This is a genomic window from Hungatella hominis (assembly GCF_014288005.1).
Lineage (GTDB): Bacteria > Bacillota > Clostridia > Lachnospirales > Lachnospiraceae > Hungatella > Hungatella effluvii.
The window spans coordinates 45157-58731 of sequence record NZ_JACOPB010000011.1; the positions used below are offsets into that span (position 1 = coordinate 45157).

Here is a 13575-nt window from a genome sequence, read left to right on the forward strand (position 1 = left end):
ACTTGACATAATTAGTATTATCGGCAGTAACGAAACCTGCTTCTGCATTCCAGAAGGCAGTAAATGATAGGATATATGGAAAGTATAGCATTGGGAAAAACTGGCAAAAATAAATAATTTGCTGAATTATATTAAAATTTTAATATTCTGCCTTTTTAAAAATGTAATATTACCATATTCTTGTACTTTTTTTATTTTTTTGCCCCTTTTTCGCATAGAAATCACCGTCACCCGGATATGAACAGTCAAAATAACCGGGAGCGCCGATCACATGCATTCTGTGTTCGACACTCCCGGTCATCTTCGTGGTGAGCAGAAAGCCCGACGGACGCGGGATACCATCGGAACTACTCTCCTTTTCCTCTCTCCATGCAGGACTCTCTCACGATCAGCTCCGGCTTCAGGATCCGTTCCACCCGGCTTTCCTCATCCGGCACGCCCTTTATCTTTTCCAGCAGCAGCTCTGCCGCCATAGCGCCCAGCTTTTCCTGCGGATGGGCGATGGTTGTAAGCTTCACCGCCCCGTTTTCTGCAATAAATGAATTGTCGTATCCCGTTACGGAGATGTCCTCCGGAACACGTATTTTCTTCTTTTGAAGCGCCTTTAAAACCTCCAGCGCAATCTGATCGTTATAGCAGACGATGCCGTCCATGGCGGCTCCGCTCTCCAGCATCAGTTCCAGCACCTTCGCCGCCTTCACCGCCCGGTCCTCCGTATGGAACCAGATCACCATATCGGGATCGTAGGGATAACCGGCCTCAAAAAGCGCCTTCACATACCCCTTGTGGCGCTCCCTTCCCTGGCTGTCGTCCGCCTTGAAGATCCCCAGAATCCGCCGGTGTCCCAATTCGATCAGATAGTTTGTCACCAGATAACCGCCCATACAGTCATCCATCAGGATGTGCGGCTTATTTTTCATCTGCGCATAGTATCCCTGTATGAAGACATAGGGAATCTGGTAAAAATCAAGTTTTTCATACAATGCCATATTGGCGCAGAGAATCTCGCTCTTGCTGGGTTCCACGATCAGACCGTCGATATCTTTCTCCAGGATTTCCTCGAGACAGCGGCTTTCCTTCACGCGGCTGTTGCCGGTATTTTTCAGGATAATGCTGTATCCCTCCGCCGTCAGTACGCTGTCGATGCCCTGGATCAGCCTGGGGAAAATATAGTCCGACAGGTACGTGGTGATAACCGCAATATTCCCCGAACCCCTGTTATCCATTCCGCCGAACGAAAGCGAGGGGGACTTCCCTCTTCTAATTTTTCTGGAGACAAAGGTCCCTCTGCCGTGCTCCGCTTCTATAAATCCCTCCTGCGCCAGGATGGACAGCGCCTTTCGCACCGTATGGCGGCTCACATGGCGGGAGGCGGAAAGTTCATTTTCCGAAGGAAGCTTATCCCCCGGCCTCAGCCGGCCGGCAATGATATCACTCTTCAGTTCCTCCATCAGCACGTAGTATTTCGTCTTCCCGCTCTCGCCCTCTTCCCGGCCTGACGGGCTGCCGTTACTTCTGTCCATAATACGCGTTTGGTCCATGCTTGCGCATAAAATGCTTATCCTGCATGGACTGCGGCGCGGGTTCCACACCGCGGTTTAACATCTCAGTCACAAAATTCATCTTTGCAATCTCTTCCAGCACCACGGCATTATGGACCGCGGTCGCGGCGTCTTTTCCCCAGGTAAAGGGTCCGTGGTTCTTGCACAGAACCGCCGGCACGTGAACCGGATTTCTGTCGCGGAAGGTCTCGATAATCACCATACCGGTGTTCTTCTCATATCCTTCTTGGATCTCCTCCGGCGTTAAATTCCTGGCACAGGGAATCTCCCCGTAGAAATAGTCCGCATGAGTCGTCCCATAACACGGCAGCGCGCGGCCCGCCTGCGCCCAGGCCGTAGCCATGGGAGAATGGGTATGGACGATCCCGCCGATTTCCTTAAACGCCTTATACAGCTCTAAGTGAGTGGCTGTATCGGAGGAGGGATTTAAGTCCCCCTCCACCTTATTTCCATTTAAATCCATGACCACCATGTCTTCCGGCTTTAACTTATCGTAATCCACACCGCTGGGTTTGATAACAAACAGTCCCTTTTCCCTGTCAATTCCGCTGACATTTCCCCATGTATAGGTGATAAGCCCTCTTCTTGGCAGTTCCATGTTGGCCTCATAGACCTCTTTTTTTAATTCTTCCAGCATCGTGTCATTTCCTCTTTTCTATTTTTTGTTTTAGAGCGTATTTGAACTGTTACGATTTTTCAGACACGCCCCGGCAGACACTCGACTGCGGCGCGCTCAATCGGCAGGCCGCTTATGTACCGTTCCATAAATACCTCGAAGCCGCGCTCATCCGCTTCCTGCGGCTCCATTACCACGCCTTCTTCGCCGGCAAATACGCTCTCTGCCAGGTACTTGTCGAGAGAGGCGCTGCCTCCGTCTTTTCTGTAACGCATATAGGAAGCCAGGATTGCCGCGCCCCATGCGCCGCCTTCTCCGGCAGTTTCCATGACGGTCACCGGTACGCCGGCCGCCGCCGCCATAATCCGCTGTCCCACGCCCTTCGTCTTGAATAATCCGCCGTGGCCCAGCAGACTGTCCAGCTTCACGCCTTCTTCCTTAAACAGGATATCCATGCCCACACGGAGCGCTCCTAATGCCGTATATAAGTGAACGCGCATGAAGTTCGCCAGATTGAACCGGCTGTCCGGCAGACGCACGAACACCGGACGTCCCTCTTCAAAATGAGTGATGTGCTCTCCCGAGAAATAGTTGTAAGCCAGAAGACCGCCGCAGTCCGGGTCGCCTTCCAATGCCAGGTTATATAAGGTTTCAAACAGCTGGTTTCTGTCCGCCTTCATCCCCATGGCCGCAGAAAACTCTTCAAACAAATTCACCCATGCGTTTAAATCAGAAGTACAGTTGTTGCAGTGCACCATAGCAACCAGATCACCGGCCGGCGTTGTCACCAGATCCAGCTCCTCGTGAACCTTTTTCAGTTCCTTTTCCAGAACTACCATGGCAAACACGCTGGTGCCTGCAGACACATTACCGGTGCGCTTCGCCACGCTGCCCGTAGCCACCATACCGGTTCCTGCGTCCCCCTCCGGCGGACAAAGCGGAATACCGGGTCTTAAGGCGCCGGTCGGGTCAAGAAGCTTCGCGCCCTCTTTTGTCAGTTCTCCGGCTTCCTCTCCCGCGGTCAGCGCCTGAGGAAGAATGTCACGGAGCTTCCACGGCAGATTCTCTCCGGCCGTCAGCTCGTCAAACTGAGCGATCATTCTCTCATGAAAATCCTTCTTATCGGTATCGATCGGGAACATACCGGCGCAGTCGCCGATTCCCAGCACCTTACGTCCGGTCAGTTTCCAGTGTACATACCCCTCCAGTGTGATCAGGTAATCAATCTCCGGCACATGCGCCTCTTTCTTCAGGATCGCCTGGTACAGATGGGCAATGCTCCATCTCTGCGGGATATGGTACTGGAACAGCTCCGTCAGCTTTTCCGAAGCCTCCTCCGTCATGGTATTTCTCCAGGTACGGAACGGCACCAGGATTTCTCCGGCCTTATCGAAAGCCATGTAGCCGTGCATCATGGCGGAAATGCCAATGGATCCGACGGTCGTAAGCGTCACACCGTAGCGTGCTTTTACATCCTCCGCCAGCTTTGCAAAGCTGTCCTGAACGCCTTCCCAGATGTCCTCTAACGTGTATGTCCAGATATTGTCCACGTACCGGTTTTCCCAGTCATGGCTTCCGGAAGCAATCGGTTTCTGGTGCTCATCGACCAGAACCGCCTTGATTCGTGTAGACCCCAGCTCCATACCCAGAGCCGTTCTTCCGTCTAAAATGCTTTGATATACGTCCCCCGTGAGAGCGTCCCTTTTATCATTTAAACCATCAGTCATAGTCTTTCCCCCTCTTTAACGATAAGCAGCAGAATTCCATCTCAATTCATTCTTAAGGCTGCGGATTGTAGTGTCCTCGTCGATGTAGACGGCTTCAATTCCCATGGAAGCGGCCCAGTCGCCCATCTGCTCTGCAGTCAGATCGTAGGAAAATGCCGTATGGTGTGCGCCGCCGGCCAGAATCCAGGCTTCGGCCCCGGTCTTTAAGTTCGGTTCCGGAGTCCAGAATGCGGTGGCAACCGGAAGCTTCGGCATCGGTTTCTCCACCTTTTTGCAGTTCACGGTATTGATGATGAGGCGGAACCGGCTGCCTAAGTCCACCAGAGATGTGGCCACTGCCTTTCCTTCCTTTGCGGTAAATACAAGGCGGGCCGGATCCTCCCTGTCTCCCATGGACAGCGGACATACCTTGATGGCGATCCTGCTGTCCGCGATTGACGGGCATACCTCCAGCATATGTGCCTGCAGTATGCCTTCTTTTCCCGGAACCAGGTTATACGTGTAGTCTTCCATAAAGGAAGTTCCCTTCGCGCCTTTCATACCGGCTGTCATGATCTTCATCAAACGCACCATGGCGGCAGTCTTCCAGTCGCCCTCGCCTCCGAAGCCGTATCCTTTTTCCATCAGACGCTGAATCGCCAGACCCGGAAGCTGCTTTAAGGAACCTAGGTCTCCGAAATGAGTCACGATCGCCTGATAATCCTTTTCCACCAGGAATTTCTCAAATCCCAGCTCGATCTGTGCCTGTACGGCCACGTGATTCTTAAACTCTCCGGCATCTCTTCCCTCTAACAGAATATCGTACTTATCGTAGTACTCTTCCACCAGAGCGCTTACATCGCCTGCTGCCACGTCGTTTACATAATCTGCAATCTCGTTCACCGGATAGGCGTCGATCTCCCAGCCGAACTTCATCTGGGCCTCCACCTTATCGCCCTCGGTTACTGCTACATTTCTCATATTGTCAGCCACGCGGACGACACGGATATGGCTGCTCTCCATGATGCCCACCGCGGTTCTCATCCAGGAGCCGATCGCCGCCTGCACCGAACTCTCATCCCAGAAACCGACGATAACCTTTCTCTCAATGCCCATTCTCGTCACCATGTGGCCGAATTCCCGGTCTCCGTGAGCGGACTGGTTCTCATTCATGAAATCCATGTCAATGGTGTCATAGGGAATCTCCTGATTAAACTGCGTATGTAAATGAAGCAGAGGCTTTCTGTACTCCTGAAGGCCGAGAATCCAGGACTTGGCCGGTGAAAACGTATGCATCCACGTGATGACACCCGCGCATTCCCCGTCACTGTTGGCCTCATGAAACAATGCGCGGATCGATGTATTGTCGATCAGAGTCGGTTTCCAGATCACTTCATAAGGCAGAAGTCCCGACCGGTTAAGCCCCTCTACAATGATTCTGGAATGCTCTGCCACCTTTCTCAGACACTCATCTCCATAAAGATCCTGTGACCCCGTTGCGAACCAGAACTTGTATGCTTTCCTCTCCATAAAAAAATCCTCCTTATCACTGATATTATTATACTACAACAGTACCACTTGTACCATAGTGTGAACAAGTTGTTTTTTTATAATAATTGCACTGGTGAAATCGGAGTTCTGTCCCAATGATATTATTTTTCATGGGAAACGAGCACCCCGCCTGAGCAATAGCTGTACGGCAAAATACCCATTTCCCTTTCAATATATTTTTATGTGAAATATGGATTTGTCAATAGAAAAAGGAGGAGAAGCAATTTTCAGACACGCTCCAGTTCGTCAGAAGACGGCGTCACCGTATACATGGCGATTTCGTCGGTTTCCCGGTTGGCGGATATGATCACATCGTTCTGATTCACCATGTAATGACAGACATTGGCCGGACCACAGTCCCTGTCAATGATTTCGCGCTCATACGTCCCGCTCTCCCTGCAATAAGAAAATGATACGAGATTTCGTTCGCCCTTCCGGAAACCGATTACGACCCGGGGAATCCGGCACAGCGGGCCGCCATAAACGGCATGTAAGAATTCCATTTTATCCGGGCATTCATATACCTTAAAAAAGCCTTCTCCCCGGTCCTGATAGATCGAAAACGTATCTCCATGAAACGGCGACAGCACCGCCAGTTCCTTTCTGCCGTCCCCGTCCAGATCCAGCAGCACCGCATCGGAAGCCGGTATATCGAGGAGTTCCCGGATCTCCCACTCCCCGTTCCTCTGTTCCGGCGGAAGGAACTGAAATATACCGTTTTCACAGGAGATCACCGCCGTATCCATGCCGCCGTCTTCTGTCCTGGCGTAGCCATGGTTTTTCGTCAGCCCTTCCTTTAAGACCGTAAGCGGCAGCGGATGGGCCTCGTCAAAAGTGCTCAAATCATCCGGAAGCACGGCGCAGTAAACCTTTCCGGGGCAGCTCCAGTCATCCTTATATGTATGGCCGGACTTCAGCGTACAGGCGATCAAGTACTTTACACCGTTTCTGATGAGAATATCGAACCGGTGCACAAACGGAAGCTCCGCCAGGGTTTTCACCTCCCAGACTCCGTCTGCAGGCGTTACGGTTACAAGCTTTGCTTCTTTGGAATCATTGGGGGAATAGAACTTATGGGTCGCCAGAAACTGGCCGTCACTTCCCGGCACCTGGACCATCGTCATGACTCCGCCCGGCCCCTCCCATACGGTGTCCACCTCCTTTCCCGTCTCATCGAACAGGATACAGCGGTCTGTCTTCTCTGCTGCCACCAGAAAATGAAACCTTCCCTGATACGTCAGGGGGGCGATGGAATAGCACTTTGTTAAATTGGCCAGCACCTTTTTTTCAACTTGCATGTTCATCCTCCTTCGCCTGTCTGCCAAGTATGTCGGTCATCATCCGATTCGCCTTCCGGAGTTCATCCTTCCAGTCGCCGCCTCCTGTATACCAGAATTCCGTCACATATCTTCGGATACCCAGCCGCCACGCCTCTCTGATCGCCTCTTCAAAATTCACGTGGCCGCTTCCGTACGGAATCTCCCGGTATTTCCCCGGCACCGTCTCTTTTAAATGCATGGCCAGCAAACGGCCGCTCCCCGACTTTAAATCCTCAATCACATCAGTCTTATACTGCTTCGCCGCATTGGTGATATTGCCGATGTCGGGATATACTCCCAGATAATCCGATCCCATCAGCTGCACATATTTCATGGCCTTTCCAACCGTATTCATAAACTCGGTTTCCATGGTCTCGAAGCCCAGCAGTATGCTCCTGCTGGCGGCCATATCCACCGCTTTTCTCAAATTCATTTCAAACATCTTTTTTGTAAATTCGCTGGACTCCTCATAATACACGTCATATCCCGCCAGCATGATAATTCTGATTCCCAGGTCATCCGCCAGATTGATGGCCTTTTCCATGATTTCCATGCCGCGGATCCGAACGGATTCCTCGCTGCTTCCCAACGGGTATTTCCGGTGGCCGCTTAAACACATGGTCCGGATCGGAAGCCCCGCCTCGTACATATCCTGTACGAGAGAGGCCCGCTTTTCCACGCTCCAGTCCAGCCGCGCCAGTTTTTCTTCGGTTTCATCGATACTCATTTCCAGGAAATCATACCCCGCCTCTCTGGCATACGTGAGCTTTTCCCGAAAGCTTAACTCATTTGGCATGGATTTCTCATAAAGTCCCAAGGTATATAATTTCATCGTTACTCCTTTGCCCCGGTCTTACAGCAGGGAACGGAACGGTACGTTAGGCTCATCCGTAAAGCAGTCTTCAAAGCCGCGTCTGTAATGGTACTGGATCTTATCCCGGTCCACCGGCCAGACGTATTTGCCGCCCACGTCCCAGATAAACGGATGGAACTGGTACTGTAAAACGTCTTTCTTATAGTTGTAAAGCATGAGAATCTCAAGGGGATCTGCCTTAAAGTTGGTCCATACGTCGTAATGGATCGGAATCACCACCCTGCACTTTAATGCCTCCGCCATACGAAGAATATCCACGGATGTCATCTTATCCTGATTGCCCGCCGGATTCTCTCCGTAGGAACCAAAGGCAATATCAATGTCGAAATCCTTTCCGTGTTTGGCATAGTATGTACTGTAATGGGAATCCCCGGAATGGTACACGGTTCCGGCCGGTGTCTTAATCACATAGTTCACAGCCTTGTCGTCCATATCGTCCGGCAGCACGCCCCGGATGTCCTCATCCGCCGTGACGAGACACGTTCTGTCAAAGGAATCCGTGACCATGATTTCCACGTCCTTTATTTTAATCGTATCTCCCGGTTTGACCACTCTGCATCTCGATTCCGGAACGCCGTAGCTCAGCCACTTTTCCACGCTCTTCAGCGGACCGATAAAGGGCACCTCGCCGCCGCAGTTCTGCATCACAGCCGCCGCAAAGAACGGATCAATATGGTCATTGTGGTAATGGGTGGACAGTACCGCGTCAACGGCTGTAACAGCAAACGGGTCGTAGACGATGGGCGCAGCCCGGAGATTCGGCTGTGTCGCACGGCCGCCGGTCATATTCCGCATCTGATGAAACGGGTCCATCTCCTTCGTTTTCTGAGACCGTTTTCCATTGCCAAACCACAGATCGATGGCAATATTCGTTTTATTTTCTGTTTTGATCCAGAGTCCGGTACAGCCGATCCACCACATCGCAAAGGTTCCCGGCTTTACCTCCTCCTGGTCGATCTCTTCATTCAGCCATGTCCCCCATTCCGGAAACGCGCCTAAAATCCATTTTTCTCTCGTCAGTTCTGTTACTTTGCTCATATTTGCTTCCTCCATTTTCTACCGAGTGCCCTCGGAAACGCTTTCTGTCCGGTTTCTGTGAGTGCCCGTTACCACATTTGATAAGTTTCACCCCGAAGCTTAAAGATTGCTTCTATAAAATAGTAATCTCCATAAATGATGTGAAACTCATGATTTTTATGGTGATATGCCGCTGTACACTTTTCCAGGATACAGTCGCTGCCTTTTGAGAAATTGCACCGTTTCTCGTACAGTGCCTTCAATAGCTTTTCTGCTGCGCGCCGATAGACCTCCGATTCACACGCTGCGGTCAGCCGCGCAAGCTCCAGAAGCGCGCTGGCTGCTGCCGCTGCCGCCGAGGAATCCTCATAATACGGCTGCTTCGGCGCCCGGAAATCAACCGGGATCAGGCCGTTTTCCGGTATATTGGCTATAAAGTAATGCGCCGTCCGTTTGGCGGTGTCTAAATAGCGTTCATCCTTCGTATGGATATAGCTCGACGCAAATCCATACATGGCCCAGGCCTGGCCTCTGGTCCAGCTGGAGCCCTCCGCATATCCCTGGCCGCCCAGAGCCCCTGTGAGCTCCCCGGTCACCGGATCGAACCTCATGATATGATTGGAGGAGCCATCCGGCCTGATATAGTATTTCATCACCTGGTCGGCATACATCACCGCCTGTTCCCGGAATCTGGGATCACCGGTTTCATCGGAGGCCCAGTAGAGCAGATTGATGTTCATCATGCAGTCAATAATGGCCCATCCCGCCGTGTCCTCATCCGGCGCGCCGCTCCACTGATCCCATGCCCGGAATATCCGGGCCGCCGGGTTGAAGCGGCCGGAAAGGATGGTGGCTGCCATCAGGCCGCGTTTTCTCGACTCCGGATTTCCCGTGATCCTGTAATCGGCCACCGCAGACGGAAGCCATACAAAGCCCATATCGTGATGCAGCCCATAGAAATCGGCAAATGCCTGATCCAGCTTTTTTTCCGCATACCGGGCGATATCCACATACTTTTGGTCCCCGGTGCGCAGATAGAGAAGCCACATGATTCCCGGCCAGAAGCCGTTGGTCCACCAGGAAACGCCGTCATCCCAGCCAAACTGCCGGTCCTCGTCAATCTTGTTGTCATGAGTTCCCGAAACCGTCGTATACGGGATTTTAAATCTGGATTTTTCTGAAACCCAGTCCATTTTTTCAATAATTTTTCGTTCTGCCTCGCAGGTCCAGTCCATCTTATTCTCACTTTCTGATGTCAAGCAGTCTTTAAAGCCGGGTATGGAACAGCCCGCAAAACGGATCCACCGGATTTTTTCCTGTAAACCGGCTTCTCCCCATTATTTTTTCGACTATGGCATCGATTACGTATCTGCTGGGTGTATAACCATTGATGTACGTCCTGACCTTTGGCACATCCAGGAGCATATAAGGGTTATCCACAGATATAAAGAGTGTCGGGATTTCATAAATGTATCTGGGTGTGTTGCATCCACCCGGCGCGGTCCAGGAAATTCTGGAAACATTGTCACTGCCGGAAGTTTTCACGCTGCAGTAATACAGAATCAGGTCAAACCGCTTCGTCATGCTCTCTATGCTGTTCCCAATTGGAAGCAGATCTTTTCTGGAAGCATCGTAGACAGTCACTTCAAACCCTTCTCTCTCCAGCAGCCCGGCCAGATACTCCGCCTGATTGCAGATGGGATCGTGGTAACCGCCCTTGTCGCCCAGGACATGGAGCAGGATCCGTCTCTGCGTTTTGGGGCTTATGGGGAGCAGGTTCTGGGTGTCCTTAACCAGGGTAACCGACCGGTCCGCGCACTCCCTGGCCAGATTGCGGTTATCCTCGCGTTCAAACACCTTCAGCGCCTCATCTCCCGGAAACAGGGTTCCCTCCTCCATCTTTTTATGAAGCTTTAGATGAGCCTTCAATGCCAGAATCCGTGCAACCGCTTCGTCCAGACGTTCCCTGCTGATGGTCCCATCTGCTGCCGCGTCCAGCACGTACTGGTAATCTTCTTTTAAATCCAGGGTAAACAGGATCATATCACAGCCTGCCGCCACCGCAAGGGGCAGGGCATCTCTTCTGGCCATGGTCTGCATGAATCCGGTCATCGTCGTGGCATCCGTCACCACCAGCCCGTTAAATCCCAGCTGCTCCCGCAGGAGCCTTGTGGTCAGATCGCAGGACAGGGAGCCGGGAAGAATCTCCTCATCCCGGATATCCGGATTCATCTTTCTGGAGTATGCCGGCAGCATGATATGGGCGGCCATGACGGTTTCCGCGCCGTCTTCTATCAATGCTTTATAAATCTTTCCATAGGAGGCATCCCACTCCCTGGCCGTGCAGTCGTTGATGGTGGTTACCATATGCTGGTCCCGTTCATCCCGCCCGTCTCCGGGCCAGTGCTTCAAGCATACGGCCATACCGTTTTCCATCTGTCCTCTGACAAACTCCCTGGACATCTGAAGGACCGTTTCCTGGTCGGAACTGAACACTCTCGTATTCGTAATGGGATTGTGATAATTCGTGTCAATATCCAGAATCGGCCCAAAGTTCCAATTGGCCCCGGTTGCCGCCGCCTCCTCCCCACAGACCCGCCCCAGTTCATACGCCCATCTCTTATCTCCGGCTGCCGCAACCTGCATCTGCGTTCCGAATAAAGTGCCTTCTTTGCAGATCCCATCCGCTCCCCGCTCGAGATTGGATGCGAACAGCAGAGGAATCCCGGTTCTGGCCTGAAGCTTTTTGAAATTTTCTTTTACTTTCCCCGCCGGAAAAACATCGGTCATATAGCCGCCCGGATAAAAGCCCAGGGCATCCATTTCCGCGGCCATCTCTTCCACCGGTTTATCCTTGATTAAAATACAGAACAGATGGCTGACCTTCTCTTCCACGGTCATTTTCTTCATACAGTCCTGTACCCATGCAATATCACTCTCATCCAGGAAGAATGGCTTTGCCTTAAAATCCACGTTCATACCGTACGCTCCTTTCTTATCCCTTGACACCGGAGGATGCCAGACTCTGCTCGAAGAAACTCTGGAAACACAGGAATACGATCAGGATCGGTATAATCGAGATGACCGATGCCGCCATGATCGGCCCGTACTCTGCCGTAAACTCGCTGATCATGTTGCGCAGTCCCAGCTGAATCGTATACAGTTCCCTGGAGTTAATGTAGATAAGCGGAGCCAGAAAATCGTTCCATACGGACACAGAGGTCAGGATCACCAGCGTTCCGATTACCGATTTGGAAAGAGGCATGATGATTTTGGAATAGATGCCGAACTCATTCAGGCCATCAATCCGCGCCGCCTCGCTCAATTCATTGGGAATTCCATCGAAGAACTGCTTCATCAGGAATACACCCATGGGGTTAAACGCCTGAATCAGGATCAGCGCCATATGGGTATTGGTGAGTCCGAATATCTTGATAACGGAAAACTGAGGAATCATAACCACCTGGTAGGGAAGCATCAGGGTTGCCAGGTACAGGATGAAGATCTTATCTCTCTCCGGAAATACCAGCTTGCTGAATGCGTAAGCCGCCAGGCTGCACGTCACGATCTGCAGAATGGTAATCACCACCGTCAGCTTCAGTGTGTTAAAAAACAGCTGCGGATAATTGGCCTTATTCCAGATATAGGAGTAATTTTCCAGTTTCAGATTCTGAGGGATCCACTGGATGGGGAAATTGAAGACTTCCAGACTGTCTTTAAAGGAAGAAGACAGCATCCAGAGGAACGGAAGAATCATAGTTAAAGACGATGCGATGACGACCGTATACTTGACAATCGATAAGAACAGCGCAAGTCCGGTTTTTTTCTTTTTTTCTGCCATGCTCTCTCCCTCCTAATCCTGTTTTTGACGTTTGAACTGAATCAACGTCACCACTAAGATACAGGCAAACAGTACCATAGCCTCTGCCGATGCGTAGCCAAACTTGTAATTCTGGAATGCCTCTTTGTAAATCTGGAGCACCAGCACGGATGTAGCGCGTCCCGGACCGCCCTTTGTCATGATGAAAATCGGCGTAAATACCTGGAACGAGTTGATGATGCACATGATGGTTATGTAAAAGGTAACCGGTTTAAGCTGTGGAATCGTAATAAACCGGAAGCGCTGGAACGAATTGGCCCCGTCTACGGTAGCCGCCTCATACAGCGAGTTATCAATCCCCTTTAAGCCCGCCAGATAAATGATCATATAGTATCCGATTCCTTTCCAGATAATCATGATCATCACAGCCAGCAGCGCCCAGTCCTTATCCGACAGCCACGCGGGAACATTTTGAAGGCCAATGCTGTGCAGGATCTGATTTAAGGGGCCATTCTTGGAATAAAGAAACTGCCATACAACCGAAATCGCAACAATAGAGGAAATATGCGGAAAGAAATGCGCCGCACGGATTGCAGAAGAAAACTTAATGCCGGAATCCAGAATAAATGCCATAACCAGCGACAGCATGATGATAAACGGCACAGTCCCCACCGTATAAATAATGGTATTCCAAAGGGATATCGTAAAGTTTGAATCGCGAAACAGATTGATATAGTTTTTAATTCCCACAAACTTAGCAGCACCGGACCCGTCCCAATTCGTAAAGCTTAAACCGATTGCCCAAACAGCCGGTATTAAGGTAAAAACTGCAAATCCGATGATATTTGGCAGCAAAAAACAGAACGCCATCTTCCTGTTCCGGTTGACCACTACCTGGTTCGACTTGTATACTGCTGTCGTTTTTGCCATATCGTCCCTCCTTGTTATGAGCACTTCGCGGCGTTCCCTGGCCGCTCACGTGCAATACATGTCATCTCCGCTCAGCGCGTGACGCTTTTTAAAGTCTGAGCCGGCAGACTTGAATGCTGCACTGCGTAATAAACGGCGCAGTGCAGTGCTCAAAATATCGTACCGGCTCAGGAACCACCC

Annotated in this window: 11 protein-coding genes; all 11 read right to left on the reverse strand. The window is 51.3% G+C overall.

Annotated elements, in window-relative coordinates:
• Nucleotides 1-347 precede the first annotated feature (347 nt).
• The 11 genes from H8S75_RS20740 to H8S75_RS20790 all read right to left on the reverse strand — a co-directional run bounded on the left by H8S75_RS20740 (nucleotide 348) and on the right by H8S75_RS20790 (nucleotide 13395).
• A complete protein-coding gene (locus H8S75_RS20740) occupies nucleotides 348-1523 on the reverse strand; it encodes a GntR family transcriptional regulator (RefSeq protein ID WP_187023213.1) in 1176 nt (391 codons plus the stop codon).
• Nucleotides 1510-2199 (reverse strand): L-ribulose-5-phosphate 4-epimerase, encoded by a 690-nt coding sequence (locus H8S75_RS20745; RefSeq protein WP_187023214.1) that lies wholly within the window; start codon nucleotides 2197-2199, stop codon nucleotides 1510-1512. The genes H8S75_RS20740 and H8S75_RS20745 overlap by 14 nt, the downstream gene beginning before the upstream one ends.
• A gap of 59 nt (nucleotides 2200-2258) precedes the next feature.
• A complete protein-coding gene (locus tag H8S75_RS20750) occupies nucleotides 2259-3821 on the reverse strand; it encodes a xylulokinase (protein ID WP_187023311.1) in 1563 nt (520 codons plus the stop codon).
• Nucleotides 3822-3920: 99 nt separating this feature from the next.
• Complete coding sequence (araA, locus tag H8S75_RS20755; protein ID WP_187023215.1) at nucleotides 3921-5414, reverse strand: L-arabinose isomerase; 1494 nt, start codon at nucleotides 5412-5414, stop codon at nucleotides 3921-3923.
• A gap of 248 nt (nucleotides 5415-5662) precedes the next feature.
• On the reverse strand, nucleotides 5663-6733 hold the full coding sequence (locus H8S75_RS20760; protein ID WP_187023216.1) for a hypothetical protein: 1071 nt from the start codon (nucleotides 6731-6733) through the stop codon (nucleotides 5663-5665).
• Nucleotides 6723-7586 (reverse strand): L-ribulose-5-phosphate 3-epimerase, encoded by an 864-nt coding sequence (locus H8S75_RS20765; protein WP_187023217.1) that lies wholly within the window; start codon nucleotides 7584-7586, stop codon nucleotides 6723-6725. Before H8S75_RS20765 ends, H8S75_RS20760 begins: the two co-directional genes overlap by 11 nt.
• 21 nt (nucleotides 7587-7607) lie before the next feature.
• Nucleotides 7608-8666, reverse strand: a complete 1059-nt coding sequence (ulaG, locus tag H8S75_RS20770; RefSeq protein WP_002601332.1) for an L-ascorbate 6-phosphate lactonase — start codon at nucleotides 8664-8666, stop codon at nucleotides 7608-7610.
• Nucleotides 8667-8734: 68 nt separating this feature from the next.
• Nucleotides 8735-9880, reverse strand: a complete 1146-nt coding sequence (locus H8S75_RS20775) for a glycoside hydrolase family 88 protein (protein WP_187023218.1) — start codon at nucleotides 9878-9880, stop codon at nucleotides 8735-8737.
• A gap of 31 nt (nucleotides 9881-9911) precedes the next feature.
• Complete coding sequence (locus tag H8S75_RS20780) at nucleotides 9912-11624, reverse strand: glycoside hydrolase family 3 protein (RefSeq protein WP_187023219.1); 1713 nt, start codon at nucleotides 11622-11624, stop codon at nucleotides 9912-9914.
• Between the two features lie 16 nt (nucleotides 11625-11640).
• Nucleotides 11641-12486, reverse strand: coding sequence for a carbohydrate ABC transporter permease (locus H8S75_RS20785; protein WP_002601335.1), 846 nt, complete (start codon nucleotides 12484-12486; stop codon nucleotides 11641-11643).
• 12 nt (nucleotides 12487-12498) lie between these two features.
• Nucleotides 12499-13395, reverse strand: coding sequence for a carbohydrate ABC transporter permease (locus H8S75_RS20790; RefSeq protein WP_002601336.1), 897 nt, complete (start codon nucleotides 13393-13395; stop codon nucleotides 12499-12501).
• Nucleotides 13396-13575: the final 180 nt, after the last annotated feature.

Bases quoted from the DNA above. Each gene is read 5' to 3' on its own strand.
- H8S75_RS20740 (WP_187023213.1), bottom strand. From the start codon at position 1,523: ATGGACAGAAGTAACGGCAGCCCGTCAGGCCGGGAAGAGGGCGAGAGC.
- H8S75_RS20745 (WP_187023214.1), bottom strand. From the start codon at position 2,199: ATGCTGGAAGAATTAAAAAAAGAGGTCTATGAGGCCAACATGGAACTG.
- H8S75_RS20750 (WP_187023311.1), bottom strand. From the start codon at position 3,821: ATGGAGCTGGGGTCTACACGAATCAAGGCGGTTCTGGTCGATGAGCAC.
- araA (WP_187023215.1), bottom strand. From the start codon at position 5,414: ATGGAGAGGAAAGCATACAAGTTCTGGTTCGCAACGGGGTCACAGGAT.
- H8S75_RS20760 (WP_187023216.1), bottom strand. From the start codon at position 6,733: ATGCAAGTTGAAAAAAAGGTGCTGGCCAATTTAACAAAGTGCTATTCC.
- H8S75_RS20765 (WP_187023217.1), bottom strand. From the start codon at position 7,586: ATGAAATTATATACCTTGGGACTTTATGAGAAATCCATGCCAAATGAG.
- ulaG (WP_002601332.1), bottom strand. From the start codon at position 8,666: ATGAGCAAAGTAACAGAACTGACGAGAGAAAAATGGATTTTAGGCGCG.
- H8S75_RS20775 (WP_187023218.1), bottom strand. From the start codon at position 9,880: ATGGACTGGACCTGCGAGGCAGAACGAAAAATTATTGAAAAAATGGAC.
- H8S75_RS20780 (WP_187023219.1), bottom strand. From the start codon at position 11,624: ATGAACGTGGATTTTAAGGCAAAGCCATTCTTCCTGGATGAGAGTGAT.
- H8S75_RS20785 (WP_002601335.1), bottom strand. From the start codon at position 12,486: ATGGCAGAAAAAAAGAAAAAAACCGGACTTGCGCTGTTCTTATCGATT.
- H8S75_RS20790 (WP_002601336.1), bottom strand. From the start codon at position 13,395: ATGGCAAAAACGACAGCAGTATACAAGTCGAACCAGGTAGTGGTCAAC.